Origin of the sequence: Aeromonas sp. 2HA2 (assembly GCF_029237345.1) — a bacterium.
Lineage (GTDB): Bacteria > Pseudomonadota > Gammaproteobacteria > Enterobacterales > Aeromonadaceae > Aeromonas > Aeromonas salmonicida.
The window spans coordinates 168,616-186,862 of the sequence record NZ_JAACGB010000003.1 but is presented as its reverse complement, the minus strand read 5'-3'; the positions used below and the strand labels follow the sequence as shown (position 1 = coordinate 186,862).

Genomic DNA, 18,247 nt, shown 5'->3' with positions numbered 1-18,247 from the left:
AAACTGGCGCCAAGTCTACCCGCTTTCGGCTGCCAAACTGGTCTGCTTTCACGTAGAATGCCCGCGTTCTTATGACGCGAGCAGAGGGAAACGTGAGTCAAACATCCTTACATCATGCCCGATTGGACTGGAATGAAGCGGGAACTCCAGTCTCCAGTGACTTCGGGGATGTGTACTTTTCCAATGATAACGGTCTAAGTGAAACCCGCTACGTCTTTTTGCAGCAAAATGGGTTGCCAGCGCGATTTTCGCACCACAATAGTGACAGTTTCGTGATAGGTGAAACAGGTTTCGGCACAGGCCTTAACTTTCTGGCGACAATGAAAGCCTTCATGGAACAGGCTCCCCACACCGGCAACGGCGCCCGTCTGCACTTCATCAGTTTCGAAAAATTCCCCCTCACCCGGGACGATCTTCGCAAGGCGCTGGCCGCCTGGCCCGAGCTTGCCCCCTTCAGTCAGGCACTCATAGCACAGTGGCCACTGCCCGTCCCTGGCTGCCATCGTCTGCACTTTGCGGGCGGCCGCATTCGACTCGATCTCTGGCTTGGGGACATCAAGGAGATGCTGCCGCAAGTACCTCATGGTGAACAGGGGCTGGTGGATACCTGGTATCTGGATGGATTCGCACCGGCAAAAAATCCCGAGATGTGGACGCAAGACTTGTTCGACGGCCTCGCTCGCCTTGCTCGTCCCGGTGCAACCATCTCCACCTTTACCAGCGCCGGCTTCGTGCGTCGTGGCCTGATTGCCGCCGGCTTTGCCATGAAGAAGGTCAAGGGCCATGGCAGCAAGTGGGCAATGCTGGCAGGCGAGCGGGTAGACAAGAGACCACAGCGCACCATTGCCCCCTGGTATGCCAGACCGGCGGGGCGAGACGGCGAGGTAGTGATCATCGGCGGCGGCATCGCCTCGGCCATGACGGCGCTCTCTCTGGTAGAGCGGGGCCGCAAGGTCACTCTGCTTTGCGACGACAATGAACTGGCGACCGGTGCCTCCGGCAATCGACAGGGGGCACTCTATCCCCTGCTCAACGGCGAGCACGATGCCTTGTCACGCTTTTATTCACTGGCCTTCGGCTATGCACGCCAACGGCTGCTGACCCTGGCCGAGCGCCATCCCATCGCCTTTGATTTATGCGGTGTAGTGCAGCTTGGCTATGACGACAAATCCACCGCCAAGCTGGCCAAGATGCAACTGGGCCCCTTCCCGCCCGCGTTGATGCGCCCGCTGACGACCGTTGAAGCCGAACACGAATGTGGTCTGCCCTCGGGTCATGTCGGGGTCAGCTATCCGTTGGGGGGCTGGCTCTGTCCGGCCGATCTCACCCGCGCAGCAATAAAGGAGGCGCAGGCAAGCGGTCTGCTGCAAGTGGAATACGATTGCCCTGTCACGGCTATTCATGAGCAAGTGGATGGCTGGCTGATTGCAAGCCGTGAGGGTCGTCAATGGCAGGCACCCAATCTGGTAGTGGCCGCTGGTCATCAGTTGCCAGCCCTGCTCCCCTTTGCCGAGCTGCCGCTCTATCCGGTGCGCGGTCAGGTGAGCCATGTGCCGACCACTGCAACCCTGAGCCAGCTCAAGACGGTGCTCTGTTACGATGGCTATCTCACGCCAGCCCATGATGCAGAACACTGCATCGGCGCCAGCTATGGCCGCAATCAGAGCACACAGGCATTCAGCGCAGAAGAACAAGCTCAGAACCAGGCTCGGCTGCAAGCCTGCCTGCCGGACCAGGCCTGGCCAGCAGAGGTGGATGTAAGCAGCAATGAGGCCAGGGTCGGCGTGCGCTGCGCCAGCCGGGATCACCTGCCGGTGGTGGGGCCAATCGCCAGATTGGCCAGCCTGGCGGATCACTACGCCCGGCTTCTGCGTGATCAGCAAAACGCTGCACCACTGCCGCTTCATCCGGGCCTCTACGTGCTAGGGGCACTCGGTTCGCGGGGCCTGTGCTCGGCGCCTCTGTGCGGCGAACTGCTCGCCAGCGAGATCTGCGGCGATCCCTTGCCACTGGCCACCGACCTGCTGGAAGCGCTTCATCCTGCCCGCTACTGGATACGCAAACTGCTCAAGGGCAAGCCCCTCAATTAGCCCATTGGTGCAGCTGACGGCTTGGATACAATAAAAACGGGCTCCCCGATGGGAGCCCGTTTTATCGCTTGTCATGCATGTCGATGTGCTAGATGCCTTTGGGCCAGACCAGCCCAAGTTTGCGGCCATGATCGGTCTGCTGCTGCAACAGAGTGAAACGCTCACGGGAGCTGGCAAGCACCTCCTGCCCCTGCTGCCAGGCCTGATATTGCAGGGCGGCGCAATCACGCGCCACCGGCAGTTGTACCAGCTTGATGCCAAGCAGGCTGACGCTCTCCAGCAGTATGTCCTTGTGGCGGCTCTCGTAGTCGAACATGGCACCCACCAGCGCGTCCCATTTTTGCCGCTCGGCGGCGGAAGCTCTGGCCTTGTCCATCCAGTTCGGCACCATCACCTTGATGCGGGTCATGACCTTGACCTGTTCCAGCTCGCAGCGGCTCACCCCGGGGCGGGTCTGCAGTTGCCAGGAAAGTTGGTAACTGGCCATGCCGATATGGCCTCTGGCCTGGGCAGGCCCCTGTTTTGCTATCTGCCGGGCCACACTGGCGACATCCTGCCCAAACACCCGATAAAACTGGAAATCCACCTTGATATCCGGCTCCACCTTGATGCCGGCATAATGCGACATTTCGGCCCCGACCGTAGCAGCATGGAGCAAGAGTGCCACCATGAAAACTTTGCTGACCATGCCCATTTATGCTGCCTTGACCTCATTGATGACTGGAGTGTTATTTTAATTAATAATCAACGTATTAATAGACGAAACAAGAGATTAACCGCGTTCCCGTCGGCAGTCATCTACTCCCGTCACAAAGACTATGTGTCAGCCAGACAAGTCGCAACCCCGCGTCCCCATTGATTTGCAAGCGAGATCACAAGTGATGACCAACATCATGGTGAGTTACCCCTTATTAGATAATAATCGCCGAGTTTTCTGTTGATGCTTTCCGCAATTGACCAGATTAACCGCCAAGTTAACCCATGAAATGCATCCACCTTCATTTCGTACTCAGGAACTCACTCTATGATGGAACTCCTTATTGGTACCCTGGTCACCCTGACCGTGGGGCGCTACATCTTCAAGGGCTACTCGGCCACCGGGGTGCTGCTCAGCGGCGGTTTGCTGCTGCTGACCATTACCGCCCTGATGGGCAAGACGGTGCTGCCCGCCAGCGTCACCTCCACCGGCCATGTCGCCACCGATATCTTCGAATATGTGCGCTTCCTGCTGGTGGATCGTGGCGGTGGCCTGGGCATGCTGATCATGGTGCTGTGCGGTTTTGCCGGTTACATGAGCCACATCGGCGCCAACACCATTTTGGTGAAGCTGGCCAGCAAGCCGCTCGGCATCATCAAATCCCCCTACATACTGCTGGTGGCCGCCTATCTGGTGGCCTGTGCCATGTCGCTGGCGGTGAGCTCTGCAACCGGTCTGGGCGTGCTCTTGATGGCCACCCTGTTCCCGCTGATGGTCAACATGGGGATCTCCCGTGGCGCCGCAGCCGCTGTGTGTGCTTCTCCGGCCGCCATCATTCTGGCGCCCACCTCGGGTGACGTTGTGATGGCCGCCCAGGCCGCCAACATGGAGCTGCTCGACTTTGCCTTCAAGCTGACCCTGCCCATCTCGCTGGTGGCCATCGCCGCCATGGCGGTCGCCCACTTCTTCTGGCAGCGTTATCTGGACCAGAAATCGGGCGAGCACAACGAGCCTGTCGCACCGAGCGATCTCATTACGGATGCTCCCGGCTTCTACGCCATACTGCCGTTTACCCCCATCATCGGCGTGCTGCTGTTTGACGGCAAAGTGGGCCCCAAACTCGACATAGTGACCATCATCGTCATCTGTCTGGTGCTGGCTGCCTTGCTGGAGCTTGTGCGTAAACGCAATGGCAAGGATCTGCTCGAAGGTCTGCAGGTATGCTGGCGCAGCATGGCAGATGCCTTCGCCGGCGTGGTCATGCTGCTGGTGGGCGCCGGTGTGTTTGCCCAGGGTCTGATGGGGCTGGGCTTCATCGCGAACCTCCTGGATCTGGCCCAGAGCTTTGGCACCGGCGGTATCGTCATCATGCTGGTACTGGTGGTCATCACCACCCTGGCCGCCTTTACCACAGGATCCGGCAATGCTCCCTTCTACGCCTTCGTGGAGCTGATCCCGCACCTGGCCACCAGCCTCGGCGTCAATCCCGCCTATCTGGTCATCCCCATGCTGCAAGCCTCCAACCTGGGTCGCACCATCTCGCCTGTCTCCGGCGTGGTGGTTGCCTGTGCGGGCATGGGCAACCTCTCCCCGTTCGAGGTGGTCAAACGCACCTCGGTACCGGTCGCCGTCGGCCTGGTGGTGGTGATCCTCGCCACCCAGATCATGGTTCCCGCCTGAGATCTGCGTCGGACCAACGCGGTTCCCTGAGCAGGCTCCCGCCTGGTCCTTCTCTTCCCTTACTAGCCCGGCGTCCTGCCGGGCTAGTATCTTCCCCCGAGGTTGGAGTAGACTCGGTGCTCTTTTTCTCTAAGGAGGACCGAGATGAGTATTACGGTTCAACTTGCCCATTTCAGTGACTGCCACTCCCATTTCGATGGCGCCCCCATGCGCTTCTTCCCTGTTGGCGAGTCAGAATGGCGCACCCCGTGTGGCGGCTATGCCCGCATTCTTACCAGACTCACCGCCCTGCGCCAGCATGCTGACGCGGCGGGCCAGACCTGCCTGTTCCTGCACGGTGGCGATACCTTTCAGGGGTCACTCTATTTCAACCGCTTCAAGGGACGGGCCAATGCCGACTTGCTGAGCCTGTTGCGACCCGATGCCATGGTGATCGGCAATCACGAGTTCGATCTGGGCAACGGTCCTCTGGTAGAATTTTTGCGCCAGCTCGATTTTCCCGTGCTGGCCGCCAACCTCGACAGCAGCCAGGAGCCGACCGATACCCCGCTGCGCCTGCAGGGCCTGCCCATGCTTCATGATGCCAGCCGTCCCTGGCATAAACGCATCATAGACGGCGTCCCCTTTGCGCTGCTTGGCATCACGCTGCCGCAGATGGCCGCCATCGCCAATCCGGATCCCCATACCCGCTTTCATGGTATCGATGACACCCTGACCGCCGCGATCGGCGAGATCAAGGCCGAGGGCATCCACCACATTATTTTGCTTAGCCACCTGGGACTGGAGCAAGACAAGCGCCTTGCGGCCCGCTTTCCGGAACTGAGCCTCATCATTGGCGGCCACACCCACAGTCAACTGGGGGATCTCGCGCCCTTGGGGCTCGAGATCGATGGCAGTTATCCGTTGATGGTAAACGAAGTGGCTATCCTCCATGCCGCTCACAGCGCGCTCTGCCTGGGGGTATGCGAGCTGGAGTTTGATGCCAGCGGACGTGTGAGTCGCAGTCAAGGCCAACTGGAATGGTTGCCCTGGCAACCCTGGCCGTTTGCCTCAGAGCCCCCTGCAGGGCTGTACTTCTGCGAGCCGGCCTCAGAGCTCGAGCAGCATCTGGCCAAACGCTACCGGCCCGAGCTCGAGACCATGACACAGCGCATCGTGACCCATCTCGCCGGGCCGCTCCATCATCAGCGCCTGCCCGATGCCAATCTGCCCGCCGGCAGCCAGGTTGCTCCGCTGGTGGCCCACGCCATGCTGATCGGAGCCCGCGAACAGGTTGGTCAGGTGGATTTCGCCCTGCACAACGCAGGGGGGGTACGCTGCTCCCTGGAGCCAGGTCCCTTGAGCGAAGCGGACATCGCAGGTCGCCTGCTCCCGTTTGCCATCCCCCTCACCCTCTACCGGGTGCATGGCCATGAGCTGGCTGAGGCGCTGGAAGGCGCCATCGACAACGCCACCAACAACGGCGTGACGGGCAATGGTAACGGCAGCTTCCCCTACACAGCCGGGATGCGCTTCTGTTATCAGGCTGATCGTCCCAAGGGGGCCAGGATCACCCGTCTGGAGTGGGAAAGCGCGCCAGGCTGCTGGCAGCCAGTCGAGGCCAACGCCATCTATCGGGGAGTATCCAGTGCCTATACCGCCTCCGGCAAGGAGGGCTACACGGCGTTGGCTCGCACCCTGACCCAGCACAATCAGGAGCTCGGCATTACGCTGGCGGATGCCTTCATCCGCTGGGCCCGTTATCTGCCCGAGCTCGCAACCCTGCCGGGGCTGGTGGAGTATCACGGCCCTCACGCCATGCCGTGAGTCAGCGGGTAAGGGACTCACGTTACCGCTTCTCCTTCCTGTGTCAGAAAAAGTGCCGCTTTCTTGCCGGGAAGCGGCACTTTTGCAAATTATTTCAAGCACATTACCCTCGCCCATTGCATAGCGCAGTCAGGCTCGGCAAGATAGGCCCGCTTTCGAGACTTCCCAGCAGGAACAGGTCACCCATGAATCATGCCATCCGTTTTACCGCTCCTCGTGTCAATCCGGGCCTAAGGCCGCTAGTCATCCTGCTCACCGGTCTGCTGGCCTTGCTGTTTTGTCTGCGCAATCCGCTGTTTCATGGCATGGCCCCCGGTTTCGATGCCTCGTTGTTTGCGGTGATGGGCAAGATGTGGAGCGAGGGGGGCGTGCTCTATCGGGACATGATCGACATCAAGGGCCCCATGATCTTCGCCCTCGATGCGCTCGGTTATCATATGGGCGGTTTCTTCGGGATCTGGCTGCTGGAATGGGCGCTCTGCTGGCTCGGTCTGCTGGCCAGCTGGCAGGCATTCGCTCAGCTTGGCCTCTCCCTGCGCGCCCGCCTCGGCACCATGCTGGCAGTGCTGGCGCTCTACAGCACCCGCTATTACTACGGCAACATGACAGAGGACTGGACATTCCACCTGGCCCTCATCGCCCAGTGGGCCTTCATCACCATGCTGCTGGACAAACGCTTCAGCTGGGGCCCAGCCCTGGTGGCGGCGCTGACCTTTGCTATCGTGGCCTGGATGCGTACCAACAACGGCGCCTTCTGGGGGGCCTGGTATCTGGTACTGTTCTGCCATTGGTGCCTGCGCGAACAATGGCGTTGCGCCTTCGCCCTGCTCTTTTCCAGCCTGCTGGGTCTGGCCCTGATTGGCGGCCCCCTGTTCGCCTACTTCCAGCACCACAGCCTGCTGGCCGAATTCAAGTATTACGCCTTCGATATCTTCTTCGAGGGCAGCTACGGCACAGGCTTCTCGCCGGATGTGGGCAGCGTCGGCCTGCTACGCACCGGCCTCATCATGCTGCTGCCCGCCTTCATCGTCCTGATGATGGGCCGGCGTCAGGAGTGGTATCTGCCCGCCCTGTGCGCCACCCTGTTTGGCGTGATCTTTACCCTGATTGCCAACTCTGTCTCCGGCCATGTGTTTGATCACTACGACGTTCTCTATCTGCCGCTGGCCCTGCTGCCGCTCGCCTGTCTGCTGGATCGCAGCGAACAGCAGGCCGATGGTCTCGGCCTGCTCTGCATCTCGCTGGTGGTGCTGACTGCCAGCTGGCTGCTGGCCCAGCAGCTCGGTTATGGCTGGAGCACCAAAGAGTGGTCGCTGGAACGAGTACGGGAAGTGCTCGGCAACAGCCTGCTGTGGGCCTTGCCCGTGCTGATCCTGGTGCCCCTGTGGCGCGCCTGGGATGTGCGCAGTGCCACCCCCTGGCTCGCCTCGCTGGCCATGCTGGCCCTGTTGCTCAACAACGCCTGGGAGGGCAGCCTGAAGGGCAAGCCGTTCAACCCGCCAGCCCAGGTGCGGGTCGACCGGATCAAGGCCGAAACCGGCCCGACCGACAAGATCTGGGTCGATGGCATTCAGCCGCAATACTATCTGTGGACCGATCGCCAACCAGCGTCGGCCTACCTCTTCTTTGCCAATGTCAATCCGCCCTACGATGTGCGTGAGCGGGTGCTGGCCGACATCAAGCGCCAGAGCCCCAAGTTCATCATCGCCAAACCGGAGCGGATTGCAGACGAGCTGAAACAACCGACCACCCCATCCAGTCTCGCCTTCTATCAATATCTGGTGAGCCAGTATGAAGAGGTGGATCCGGGCCTCTATCGCAGGCGCTGATCCCGCCCCATCGCCGAAAAGGGCCGTCATTGCATGCAGTGACGGCCCTTTTGTTTGGGCGCACGACCCGTTTCGGGCAAGCGCAAGCCCTATCCAAGCCGACGCGGGATGACTACAATGACGCTCTTTTTGATGTGACGAGTGACAAACCATGGTGGAACTGACCTATCTCGGGGGCTATCCAGACCCGCTCAAGGCCCAGGTACAACAGCTGATCGCGGCAGGCAAGCTTGGGGATATGCTGGAAAAACGCTACCCGGACAGTCACCTGATCCAGAGTGACAAGGCATTGCTGGGTTACACCATGGAGTTGAAGAATCGCTACCTCAAAAGCTCGGCGCCCCTTTCCAAGGTGATCTTCGACGGCAAGATCAACGTGATCAAGGATGCCCTCGGTCTGCACACCTACGTCAGCCGGGTGCAAGGCAACAAGCTCAAGGCCAAGAACGAGATCCGCATCGCCGCCCTGTTCAAGGAGGCCCACCCTGCCTTTTTGAAGATGATAGTGGTACACGAGCTGGCCCACCTGAAAGAGAAGGATCACAACAAGGCCTTCTACCAGCTCTGTCAACACATGGAGCCGGACTATCATCAACTGGAGTTTGATCTCAGGCTCTGGCTTACCTGGCGTGACCTTGAGCGTGCCGCTCGCTGATCGATAGCCGTTTCAAGGAGGAAACATGATCCCATTTCGCCGCACCCTGTTGCCCCGCCCCCGTTCCGTCATGTTCAAGGGATGGCTGACGGGAGTGTGGATCATGATGGCGCAGCTACTGGCGCTGCCCCTCACTGCCGCCGAGCGCTGGCAGAACGATACGTATCTCATCGACAGCTTTTTCGAAGTCGCCATGAAGCGGGAGTATGGCGAGGAGCAGAACGTGCGATTTGCCCGCTGGCAACAGCCCATCCGCCTCAAGCTCATCAACGAGTTTGGCGACAAACCGCTGCAAACCGAAGTGGTCAAGATCCAGAGCCAGCATCTGGCTGGCATCATAGGCCGCCCCATCACCCTGGTGAACGACAAACCCAACATCACACTCATCATGACCGAACGAGCCCGGATGGCGAGCTGGGCCAAACGGACCATGGGCCAGGGTGCGGCCATCACGACGGCGCTCAAGGAAGGGCTCTGTATGGCCAACTTTGCCATCAATGCCCGTTACGAGATAGCGCGCGCCACCATCATCATTCCCGTGGATTACAGCCGCGCCAAGGGACGTTTTCTCGACTGTGTGGTGGAAGAGCTCACCCAGGTGATGGGGCTGCCCAACGACTCTGACAAGGTGTTTCCCTCCATCTTCAACGACAACAGCATCGACAGCTTCCCCACCGGACTCGACTATGTGCTGCTCAAGCTCGCCTATCACCCTGCCCTTCACACCGGCATGACGGCCGCCGAGGTGCGCGCCGCCCTGCCTGTCGCCATCAAGGCACTTCGCGCCAATGGCGAGATAACCCAGGCCGATCAGAGAGTCCAGGTCAACAGCCTCAAACGGTGGGCCGGATTGTAAGCGTATCTGTCTTCAGCAGAGGCTAAACAGTGCGAGTCGTAACATAGCCAGATACGGATACAGAAAACGCAGCCCAGAGCTGCGTTTCATTTGATCCGATAATCCGGTTTCAGGCCTGCCTGCCTTATTTACACTCACGCGGTAGCCATCGGGCCTCAGGAGGCGGCGTTTTCCGGCATCCAGCTGTCGGCATTCTCCCACACCTCCTGCACCATGGCCTCCGCCAGCTCTTTGTCTTCCTTGCTGGCCCGGCTGACCGTCATCGCCATGGCGCCGCCCGGCGCGACCCGCACATGCAGGTCGGGGAATTTCTCGCCCAGCTGCTTGAGCAACTCCTGACGCAGCGCCTCCATGGTGGTGGTAGGGATCTGATGTTTCTTGTCGATGATGATTTCCAGACGCATAGGATAAGTCTCCATGATTTATAACTGTATTTTTATACAGTAAAAATCAAAAGTAAAGGAGGGATTATCTGCTTCCCCAAGCAGGCCTTCAATCAAAGTTGCAGTGACGTCGCAGATAACCGGTTTTCCTGCTCCCGGGCGGCTCATACCCGCCCGTTTTATGCTCCATGCCCCCTTCATCTACCCTGATAGCGCCCTAAAAAATAGTTGATATTCATTCTCAACAGGAGCATGATTTGATTGTTATAAGATAACATACCAATTCATAGAGCGAGTATCATGCGCCCCAACATTCACCCCGAATACCGTCAGGTCCTGTTTCACGATCTGACCGCCAACACCTATTTTCTGGTGGGTTCCACCCTCAAGACAGATCGCACCAAATTGTGGGAAGACGGCAAGACCTATCCCTATGTGACCCTGGATGTCTCCAGTGCCTCGCACCCCTTCTATACCGGCAAGCAGAAGCAGATCGGCAAGGAGGGTCAGGTCGCCCGCTTTGGTCAACGTTTCGGCCAATTCTTCAACAAAGGAAAAGACAAGTCATGAAAGTGCTCTCCTCCCTCAAATCAGCCAAGTCTCGCCACCCGGATTGCCAGATTGTCCGTCGCCGCGGCAAGCTGTTCGTGATCTGCAAGAGCAATCCCAGATTCAAGGCCCGCCAGCGCTGAGCAAGTCAGCCCCTTCACTGGCCCTCTTCCCGGGGGCCAGTACAACCTTCGAAAAACTGGCCTGATCTGTCATCTACGACACTGATGACGCCTGGCTGGCGCCTCGCCTCTGTCTGCAATCCCCCTGTCAGAGCGGGGTGGCGCATTTGCGATATTCGGTCGGGCTGACACCGACCCGTTTCTTGAACACCCGTGAGAAGTAGAGCTGATCGTCATACCCCACCTGCTGGCCAATGGCGGCGACCGACATGGGCGTGGTCTGCAACAGGAGCTTGGCCCGCATGATCCGCTGATCTTCGCGCCAACGTACTATGCTCACCCCCACTTGCTCGCGAAACAGGTGAGCCAGCCGCGAAGGAGACAAAAACACCTGCTCGGCCAACGCCTCGACCGATATCTCAGCCGAAAGCGAGTCGCTCAGGATCTGGCACGCCTCGTGAACCCTGTGATCAATGGCGGGATATTCCGTCAGGGAGGACGCCTCGTAACAACGGATGAGCAGCCGCTCCAACAGGTTCATTGCCAGTTGCTCCGACATGGGCCTCAGCTGCTTGTGGGTCTCTTCGATATCGAGAAACAGCGCATCAAACTCATCGAGCAATTGACCGTCTGCCAGATTCAGACGCCCCACATTGGCAACCGCCCGCGGCCACTTGAGCCAGTCGGCCCAATAGGCTCTTGGCCGGAAATAAACCCAGCGGTGATACCACTCCCGGGCATCCGGTGCCCGGCCGTAATGGTGCACGGCCGCGGGCGGGAAGAGCAGCAAGTCGCCTGGCTCCACCGTGAACGCCTGATCACCCTGAAAGATCTGCCCCTTGCCCTTGATGGTCAAGTTGACGATGAACCCCTTCATGCCACCAGGTCGGTCGATGATGAAGTCGAGCGGGCTGTGTTGCTCGATAGGTGTCATGCCAGAGACGAGGAAGACATCGAAGGCATATCCGGGCAACAGGGGATTGAGTTGTTTTGGCTTCTCTTTTTGCATTGATGACATGGCACAAAAAAGCGCTTGGGTAAAAAAATCGGCATGGGCCATTGTAGAGACTCGCTTTGGGAACACGCTATCTGACGGCCAGCGCAGTGTGAATTTATTGAACTGGCTCACAGTCGGGTCTGCTGCGCGCCGGGGGAGGTCCAGACAACAAGGCCAGCGAGATGCTGGCCTGAGATGGCGTGAGAAAACCAGGGTCAGACTCGTGCCTTGCGCACCTGCTTGTAGCGGTCGAACAGGACGGCGGCGAGCAGGATCAAGCCACGCACCACGTACTGGGCGAACGGGGATATGTTGAGCAAATTCATCGCATTTTCCATCAAACCCAGGATCAACACACCGGCGATGATGTAGGAGATCTTGCCAATGCCCCCCTTCATGGAGACCCCTCCCAGCACGCAGGCCGAGATGACCACCAACTCGAAGCCGATGGAGGTCATGGGCTGCCCGGAGGTCATGCGGGAGGCGAGAATGATCCCTGCAATCGAGGCGATCAGCCCCGTCATGGTGAAGATGATGATCTTGGTGCGCACCACGTTGACCCCCGCCAGCCGGGCGGCCTCTTCATTGCCCCCCATCGCCAGGGTATTGCGGCCAAAGGTGGTCTTGTTGAGCAGCAGGCCAAACAGCACGAAGCACAGCGCCGTCAGCCAGATAGGCGTCGGGATCCCCAGCAGGGCTGAGCTGCCAAGTTCGAAGAAGCCCTCCTCCACTATACCGACCGCCTTGCCGTCCGAGATGATGTAGCCCACCCCGCGCGCCATCTGCATGGTTGCCAGCGTGGTGATCAGGGCATTGATCTTGAACTTGGCCACCACTATGCCGTTGATGAGGCCAAACAGGACGCCGACCGACATGCCGGCCAGGATGCCGACAGTGATGCTCTCGGTGGCGTTGATCCCCACGGCGCAGGCCACGCCGGAACAGGCGACGACCGAGCCGACCGACATGTCGAATTCACCGGAGGCGAGGCAGAACAGCATGCCGCAGGCCACCATGCCGGACATGGAGACCGCAAGGCCCAAGCCACGCATGTTGATCAGGCTGGCAAAGTTGGGGATCAGCACGCAGGCCAGCAGGAACAGGATGGCGAAGATCACCAGCATCCCGTATTGATCCCACACTCGAGCCAGTTGCACTCTGGTGCCGGTGGCCGCCGAGACAGTCGCGGCCTGACCGACAGAAGTCGTTGTTGTCATGGTATTTCTCCTGATTATTCCGGATGCTGTTACATCGCTGTCATGGGTTGTCAACGGGCCGGCATGGCCAGGTTCAGCGCCTTGACTTCATTGGCGTCATGGTGGGAAAGCTCCCCTGCGATCACCCCTTCCCGCATGACCATGATCCGATCCGCAATGCCCAGTACCTCCGGCAGCTCACTCGAGACCACCACGACGGCAATACCTACCTTGGCCAGATCGTAAATCACGTTGTAGATTTCATTTTTTGCCCCGACGTCGATGCCGCGGGTCGGCTCGTCGAGCAAGATCACCTTCATGTCTTCGGAGAGCCAGCGGCCCAGAATGGCCTTCTGCTGGTTGCCGCCGGAGAGGTTCATGATGGCTTGATGAGGAGACGGGGTCTTGACCCGCATGTCGCGGATCCGCAGCCGTGCGTTCTCGTCTTCCCATTTCTGGTTGATCCAGAAGCCTCCCCACGCCTTGTGGCGCCGGGCGCTGATATTGATGTTTTCCTGCACCGAGTGGATGGGGATGATGCCAAGGGCCTTTCTGTCCTCGGTACAGAGCATGATGCCGCTGTGAATGGCATCGATGGGATTGCGGATGGGTACCGGCTTGCCGAACACCGAAATCTCGCCGGACACCATCTTGTCGGCACCAAAAATCAGCTTCATCAGCTCGCTGCGACCGGCGCCCACCAGACCGAAAATGCCGAGGATCTCGCCGCGTTTCACTTCAAACGAAATGGGTGCCTTCAACCCGGGTCCCATCAGGTTGCTGACCTGCAAGCCAACGTCCCCCAATGGACGAGGGCTGTAGCCATAGATATCCGTCAGCTCGCGTCCCACCATGGTCTTGACCAGCAGATCCCGGCTGACCTCTGCCATAGCGTCAAAGGTGCGCACGAACTGGCCATCCTTGAAAACGGTGATGGCATCACACAACTCGAAGATCTCGTCCATGCGATGGGAGACATACAAGATGACCTTGCCCTCATCGCGCAGCTGGCGAATGACCCGAAACAGCTGCTCTATCTCGCGGGACGACAAGCTGCTGGTCGGCTCATCAAAGGCGATGATATGCGCATCCCGGGTCAGAGCCTTGGCGATCTCCACCATCTGCCACTGGCCCAGCGACAGGTACTTCAGCGGCGTCTCGGGCGACACATCCATGCCGAGGCGCGCCAGCTGTCTGGTCGCATCCCGGTACAGTTTTTCCCGATCGATGACACCGTGCCGAGTGGGCAGCTGGCCCAGATAGATGTTCTCGGCGATGGTCATCTCGGGGACCAGATGCAACTCTTGGTAAATGATGGCGATCCCGCTCTCCAGCGCATCGACCGTGTTTTGAAACACCCTCTCCTGGCCATCCAGCTTCACCACCCCTGTGGTGGGGGCCTGAAAGCCGCTCAGGATCTTGAGCAGGGTGGATTTGCCCGCGCCGTTTTCGCCCATCAGCGCATGCACTGTGCCCCGGTGACAGGAAAAGGAGACGTTTTGCAGCGCCTTGACGCCAGGAAACTCCTTGCTGATGCCGCAAAACTCCAGATAAGGAACTGACTGATCCATGTGTTTACTCCAGGTAACAGGCATGGGCGGTTTTGCGTCATGCCTGTAGAGATGTCAGGGGTTAAACCGCGCCTGTCACAGACCTTTTTTCTGCAGCTCGACCTTGAAGTTGTCGCGGGTAATGAGCACAACGTCGGTCACTTCGGTGAACTTGGCCGGCTCTACGTCATTGACCACCCAGTCATGGAGCATCTGGATGCTCTTGTAGCCGTGCACATCCGGGCTTGGCAGCAGAGAGCCGAGGAAACCGGTGGCGCTGGACTTGGACAGCTCGTTCACCGCGTCCACCCCATTGATGCCGATACCGATGACGTTCCCGGCCTTGAAGCCCTGCCCTTCGGTGGCGCGCACGCCGCCGAGCACAGTGTTGTCATTCATGCCGACGATGAGCCAGTTCTTCACCTCGGGATGCTGCACCAGCATGGAGTTGGCGGCGTCCAGTGCCCCCGGAATGTCATTGGCCTTGGTCGGCGCACGATAGATCTGGGCATCGGGGAAACCGGCGGCCTTGAGCGCGCTCAGAGAACCCTCAACCCGGCGACGGGCGGTATCCAGCTCATCGGCCGTGATGGCAAGCACCCCTGTCGCCTTCACGTCCCACTGGCGTTTTTGCATCTCCTTGTAGAGCTCCTGCCCCTGGCGTTCCCCTATCTTGGTGGCGGCCATCATCACCAGTGGCACATTTTCCATGGGCTTGCCCTTGGCGTTGACGAACTGATCGTCCACCGTGATGACTTTCAGCCCCATGCTGTTGGCCTTGGCCATGATGGCCGAGCCCAGCTTGGGATCAGGAGTGCAAATGACAAAGCCCTTGGCGCCGTTGGCCGCCAGGCTGTCGATGGCATTGAGGGTCTTCTCGCCATCGGGCACGGCAATCTTGATGACATCAAAACCGAGATCCTTGCCGGCCTTGTCGGCAAAGGTCCATTCGGTCTGGAACCAGGGTTCCTCCGGCTGCTTGACCAGGTAGCCCAGCTTCAATGCCTCAGCAGAGAAAGCAGAATTTGCTATACCGAGGGCAAACCCTACTGCAATCATGCTTTTAACTATTTTGTTCATGCGAGTGTCTCCAACTGTTCTATCAATCCATGTATCAACGAAGTGCGGCTGTTCAGTTGATTCACTCCGTAGCCGCATAAAAGCACGTTCAAACATGATGTTATTGTTGTCGCTAGATGAGCGAACCAAGTTGTAATCGTTTTCACATGAAAAAATGGAGAGCAGGATCACGCCATGAAATTGCAGCCATTTTGTCTATATATTTAGCAAAATAGTCACATATCAAATTCAGGAGGGTCGTCACCCTCTTGCACTGACAGCGTTTAAATCCATATTTCCAGCAGCCAATGGCTAACCGTCCGCTCTGTGCATCTCCTATGGTTCCTCCCTGTTACCCCTTCATTGATGGTCAGGAGCACATATGTCTGAGCACCCCAAGTCCGAGCACATCGTCATAGGACTCGACTTCGGCAGCGATTCGGTCAGGGCACTCGCCGTGCGTTGCCACGACGGCGCTGAACTCGCGACCCATGTCGTCTATTACCCACGCTGGCAGGCCGGCCACTACTGCCAGCCGGTCACCAACCAGTTCCGCCACCACCCCCTCGACTATCTGGAGTCCATGGAGCAGGCGGTGGTGGCGGTGGTGAGTCAGCTCACCCCCGCCCAGCGAACCGCCGTGCGCGGCATAGGGGTGGACAGCACCGGCTCGACGCCGGCCCCCATCGATGAGGAAGGGCGAGTGCTGGCCCTGCGCCCGGAGTTCGCCGACAACCCGAACGCTATGTTCGTGTTGTGGAAGGATCACACCGCCATCGAGGAGGCCGAGGCCATCACGGCGCTCTGCCACGGCGGCCGGTTTCCCGACTACAGCCGCTATATCGGCGGCATCTACTCCTCCGAGTGGTTCTGGGCCAAGATACTGCACGTCTCCCGCAGCGATGCTGCGGTGCGCGCCGCCGCCTGCAACTGGGTCGAGTTGTGCGACTGGGTACCCGCCATCCTGAGCGGCACCCAGGCCCCTGCCAATATCAAGCGCGGGCGCTGCTCCGCCGGCCACAAGTCCCTCTGGCACCCGAGCTGGGGCGGCCTGCCAGCCGCTGATTTTCTCAATGCGCTGGATCCGCTGCTGACCCAGGATCTCGACTTCCCGCTCTTTACCGACAGCTGGACCGCCGATCTGCCGGTCGGCACCCTGACGCCCGAATGGGCAGAGCGGCTGCACCTCTCCTGCGAGGTGGTGATGGCAGGCGGCGCCTTCGACTGCCACATGGGCGCGGTCGGGGCCGGGGCCGGCAACAATGCGCTGGTCAAGGTGATAGGCACCTCTACCTGCGACATCCTGATCGCGGACGAAGCCACCATAGGCGATCGTGCGATTGCCGGGATCTGCGGCCAGGTGGATGGCAGCGTGGTGCCGGGCAGGGTGGGACTGGAGGCGGGACAATCGGCGTTCGGCGACATCTACGCCTGGTATCAGCGCCAGTTGAGCTGGCCGCTGGACCGGCTCGCCGCTCAGTATCCGGAGCTCTATACCGCCATCGAGGCCCACAAGCAGCAGCTGTTGCCAAGCCTGGCCGCCGCCTGGGATCAGCAGCGTGACCTTGCTCACCTGCCGGTGGTGCTCGACTGGTTCAACGGACGCCGCACCCCTTACGCCAACCAGCGCCTGCAGGGCACAGTCTCCGGGCTCAACCTCGGCACGGATGCGCCCGACTTGTTCGGCGCTCTGGTTGCCTCCACCGCCTTCGGTGCCCGCAGCATCATGGAGTGCATGACTAGCCAACAGGTGCCGGTGGACCAGGTGATCGCGCTCGGCGGCATCGCCCGCAAATCAACGACTGTGATGCAGACCTGCGCCGACGTGATGAATCGCCCCATCCAGGTGGTGGCATCGGATCAGTGCTGCGCCCTGGGGGCGGCCATCTTTGCCGCCGTGGCGGCCGGTATCTACACCGATGTGGCTGATGCCCAGCGGGACATGGCGAGCGCCGTGGAGCGCACCCACCAGCCACACCCTGAGCGGGTCACCGAATATGAGCGGCTCTATCAGCGTTACCTTCAATGGAGCCATGCCGCCGAGCCCCTCTACAACCAGGGAGCACTGGCATGAACCTCAAAGCGCTCAAAGAGCAGGTGCTGACCGCCAACCTGGATCTGCCGCGCCATCATCTGGTGACCTTCACCTGGGGCAACGTGAGCGGCATCGACAGGGAGCGGGGTCTGGTGGTCATCAAACCGAGCGGCGTCAGTTACGACAAGATGCAGCTTGAGGACCTGGTGGTGCTGGATCTCACCGGCAGACAGGTGGAGGGGGCCCTGCGCCCCTCTTCCGACACTGCCACCCACCTGGTGCTCTATCGCACTTACCCTGAACTCGGCGGCGTGGTGCACACCCACTCCACCCACGCCACCGCCTGGGCCCAGGCGTGCCGCGCCATCCCGATTTTTGGCACCACCCAGGCCGACTATTTCAACGGCGAGATCCCCTGCTCCCGTCTGCTCACCCCGAGGGAGGTCGAAGAGGATTACGAGGGGCTGACCGGTCATCTCATCGTCGAGACCCTCAAACAGACCCCCATTCTCACCATGCCGGGGGTGCTGGTGGCCAACCACGGCCCCTTCAGCTGGGGCAAGGATGCGGATGAGGCGGTGCACAACGCCGTTGTGCTGGAAGAGGTGGCGCGCATGGCGTGGCTCACCGGCCAGATAAACCCAGAGGCGCACGCCCTGCCAGACTACCTGCTGGAGAAACACTACCAGCGCAAACATGGCAAGCACGCCTATTACGGCCAGACCGAGACTTAATCAATCAAG

The 18,247-nt window shown here is 59.8% G+C and carries 16 protein-coding genes; 10 read left to right on the top strand and 6 right to left on the bottom strand.

Going from position 1 to position 18,247, the window contains the following annotated elements; all coding sequences use genetic code 11:
- Nucleotides 1–71: 71 nt before the first annotated feature.
- Entirely contained in the window at nt 72–2,090 is a 2,019-nt protein-coding gene (mnmC, locus tag GWQ29_RS07160; RefSeq protein ID WP_275919092.1) for a bifunctional tRNA (5-methylaminomethyl-2-thiouridine)(34)-methyltransferase MnmD/FAD-dependent 5-carboxymethylaminomethyl-2-thiouridine(34) oxidoreductase MnmC, read from the top strand.
- Nucleotides 2,091–2,178: 88 nt separating this feature from the next.
- On the opposite strand, the gene GWQ29_RS07155 is transcribed toward mnmC, so the two are convergent.
- Nucleotides 2,179–2,778: a DUF922 domain-containing protein gene (locus GWQ29_RS07155; protein ID WP_265421400.1), complete on the bottom strand. Its 600-nt coding sequence runs from the start codon at nt 2,776–2,778 to the stop codon at nt 2,179–2,181.
- Between the two features lie 336 nt (nt 2,779–3,114).
- Here GWQ29_RS07155 and dcuC point away from each other — a divergent pair, with 336 nt between their 5' ends.
- From dcuC to GWQ29_RS07130, 5 genes are all read left to right on the top strand, one after another.
- Nucleotides 3,115–4,467 (top strand): anaerobic C4-dicarboxylate transporter DcuC, encoded by a 1,353-nt coding sequence (gene dcuC, locus GWQ29_RS07150; protein WP_017411587.1) that lies wholly within the window; start codon nt 3,115–3,117, stop codon nt 4,465–4,467.
- Between the two features lie 144 nt (nt 4,468–4,611).
- A complete protein-coding gene (locus tag GWQ29_RS07145) occupies nt 4,612–6,273 on the top strand; it encodes a bifunctional metallophosphatase/5'-nucleotidase (RefSeq protein ID WP_275919091.1) in 1,662 nt (553 codons plus the stop codon).
- A 185-nt stretch (nt 6,274–6,458) separates the two neighbouring features.
- Nucleotides 6,459–8,102, top strand: coding sequence for a hypothetical protein (locus tag GWQ29_RS07140; protein WP_275919090.1), 1,644 nt, complete (start codon nt 6,459–6,461; stop codon nt 8,100–8,102).
- A 151-nt stretch (nt 8,103–8,253) separates the two neighbouring features.
- Complete coding sequence (locus GWQ29_RS07135) at nt 8,254–8,757, top strand: M48 family metallopeptidase (protein WP_005310875.1); 504 nt, start codon at nt 8,254–8,256, stop codon at nt 8,755–8,757.
- Nucleotides 8,758–8,827: 70 nt separating this feature from the next.
- On the top strand, nt 8,828–9,613 hold the full coding sequence (locus tag GWQ29_RS07130) for a DUF2927 domain-containing protein (RefSeq protein ID WP_275919124.1): 786 nt from the start codon (nt 8,828–8,830) through the stop codon (nt 9,611–9,613).
- A 155-nt stretch (nt 9,614–9,768) separates the two neighbouring features.
- Here GWQ29_RS07130 and GWQ29_RS07125 read toward each other — a convergent pair whose 3' ends face one another.
- Nucleotides 9,769–10,017 carry a DinI family protein gene (locus GWQ29_RS07125; RefSeq protein ID WP_021140432.1) on the bottom strand — a complete coding sequence of 83 codons (249 nt, stop codon included), beginning with the start codon at nt 10,015–10,017 and terminating at the stop codon, nt 9,769–9,771.
- Nucleotides 10,018–10,296: 279 nt separating this feature from the next.
- Between GWQ29_RS07125 and GWQ29_RS07120 the strand changes: the two genes are divergently transcribed.
- Nucleotides 10,297–10,566, top strand: coding sequence for a type B 50S ribosomal protein L31 (locus GWQ29_RS07120; RefSeq protein ID WP_021140431.1), 270 nt, complete (start codon nt 10,297–10,299; stop codon nt 10,564–10,566).
- Entirely contained in the window at nt 10,563–10,688 is a 126-nt protein-coding gene (ykgO, locus tag GWQ29_RS07115; RefSeq protein WP_005300174.1) for a type B 50S ribosomal protein L36, read from the top strand. The genes GWQ29_RS07120 and ykgO overlap by 4 nt, the downstream gene beginning before the upstream one ends.
- 127 nt (nt 10,689–10,815) lie before the next feature.
- On the opposite strand, the gene araC is transcribed toward ykgO, so the two are convergent.
- The 4 genes from araC to GWQ29_RS07095 form a co-directional block, all read right to left on the bottom strand.
- Entirely contained in the window at nt 10,816–11,727 is a 912-nt protein-coding gene (araC, locus tag GWQ29_RS07110) for an arabinose operon transcriptional regulator AraC (RefSeq protein WP_005310828.1), read from the bottom strand.
- A 152-nt stretch (nt 11,728–11,879) separates the two neighbouring features.
- Nucleotides 11,880–12,881: an L-arabinose ABC transporter permease AraH gene (gene araH, locus GWQ29_RS07105; protein WP_017412388.1), complete on the bottom strand. Its 1,002-nt coding sequence runs from the start codon at nt 12,879–12,881 to the stop codon at nt 11,880–11,882.
- 50 nt (nt 12,882–12,931) lie between these two features.
- Nucleotides 12,932–14,431: an L-arabinose ABC transporter ATP-binding protein AraG gene (araG, locus tag GWQ29_RS07100; protein WP_275919089.1), complete on the bottom strand. Its 1,500-nt coding sequence runs from the start codon at nt 14,429–14,431 to the stop codon at nt 12,932–12,934.
- Nucleotides 14,432–14,506: 75 nt separating this feature from the next.
- On the bottom strand, nt 14,507–15,490 hold the full coding sequence (locus GWQ29_RS07095; protein WP_059169096.1) for an arabinose ABC transporter substrate-binding protein: 984 nt from the start codon (nt 15,488–15,490) through the stop codon (nt 14,507–14,509).
- A 361-nt stretch (nt 15,491–15,851) separates the two neighbouring features.
- Between GWQ29_RS07095 and GWQ29_RS07090 the strand changes: the two genes are divergently transcribed.
- The gene (locus tag GWQ29_RS07090; RefSeq protein WP_275919088.1) at nt 15,852–17,543 is read left to right on the top strand and encodes a ribulokinase; all 1,692 of its coding nucleotides are present in this window, start codon (nt 15,852–15,854) and stop codon (nt 17,541–17,543) included.
- On the top strand, nt 17,540–18,238 hold the full coding sequence (locus GWQ29_RS07085; RefSeq protein ID WP_275919087.1) for an L-ribulose-5-phosphate 4-epimerase: 699 nt from the start codon (nt 17,540–17,542) through the stop codon (nt 18,236–18,238). Before GWQ29_RS07090 ends, GWQ29_RS07085 begins: the two co-directional genes overlap by 4 nt.
- The last annotated feature ends 9 nt before the right edge of the window (nt 18,239–18,247 follow it).

Bases quoted from the DNA above. Each gene is read 5' to 3' on its own strand.
- GWQ29_RS07120 (WP_021140431.1), top strand. From the start codon at position 10,297: ATGCGCCCCAACATTCACCCCGAATACCGTCAGGTCCTGTTTCACGAT.
- GWQ29_RS07095 (WP_059169096.1), bottom strand. From the start codon at position 15,490: ATGAACAAAATAGTTAAAAGCATGATTGCAGTAGGGTTTGCCCTCGGT.
- GWQ29_RS07090 (WP_275919088.1), top strand. From the start codon at position 15,852: ATGTCTGAGCACCCCAAGTCCGAGCACATCGTCATAGGACTCGACTTC.
- araC (WP_005310828.1), bottom strand. From the start codon at position 11,727: ATGGCCCATGCCGATTTTTTTACCCAAGCGCTTTTTTGTGCCATGTCA.
- GWQ29_RS07085 (WP_275919087.1), top strand. From the start codon at position 17,540: ATGAACCTCAAAGCGCTCAAAGAGCAGGTGCTGACCGCCAACCTGGAT.
- GWQ29_RS07130 (WP_275919124.1), top strand. From the start codon at position 8,828: ATGTTCAAGGGATGGCTGACGGGAGTGTGGATCATGATGGCGCAGCTA.
- GWQ29_RS07135 (WP_005310875.1), top strand. From the start codon at position 8,254: ATGGTGGAACTGACCTATCTCGGGGGCTATCCAGACCCGCTCAAGGCC.
- GWQ29_RS07125 (WP_021140432.1), bottom strand. From the start codon at position 10,017: ATGCGTCTGGAAATCATCATCGACAAGAAACATCAGATCCCTACCACC.
- araH (WP_017412388.1), bottom strand. From the start codon at position 12,881: ATGACAACAACGACTTCTGTCGGTCAGGCCGCGACTGTCTCGGCGGCC.
- GWQ29_RS07145 (WP_275919091.1), top strand. From the start codon at position 4,612: ATGAGTATTACGGTTCAACTTGCCCATTTCAGTGACTGCCACTCCCAT.
- GWQ29_RS07140 (WP_275919090.1), top strand. From the start codon at position 6,459: ATGAATCATGCCATCCGTTTTACCGCTCCTCGTGTCAATCCGGGCCTA.
- araG (WP_275919089.1), bottom strand. From the start codon at position 14,431: ATGGATCAGTCAGTTCCTTATCTGGAGTTTTGCGGCATCAGCAAGGAG.
- mnmC (WP_275919092.1), top strand. From the start codon at position 72: ATGACGCGAGCAGAGGGAAACGTGAGTCAAACATCCTTACATCATGCC.
- dcuC (WP_017411587.1), top strand. From the start codon at position 3,115: ATGATGGAACTCCTTATTGGTACCCTGGTCACCCTGACCGTGGGGCGC.
- ykgO (WP_005300174.1), top strand. From the start codon at position 10,563: ATGAAAGTGCTCTCCTCCCTCAAATCAGCCAAGTCTCGCCACCCGGAT.
- GWQ29_RS07155 (WP_265421400.1), bottom strand. From the start codon at position 2,778: ATGGTCAGCAAAGTTTTCATGGTGGCACTCTTGCTCCATGCTGCTACG.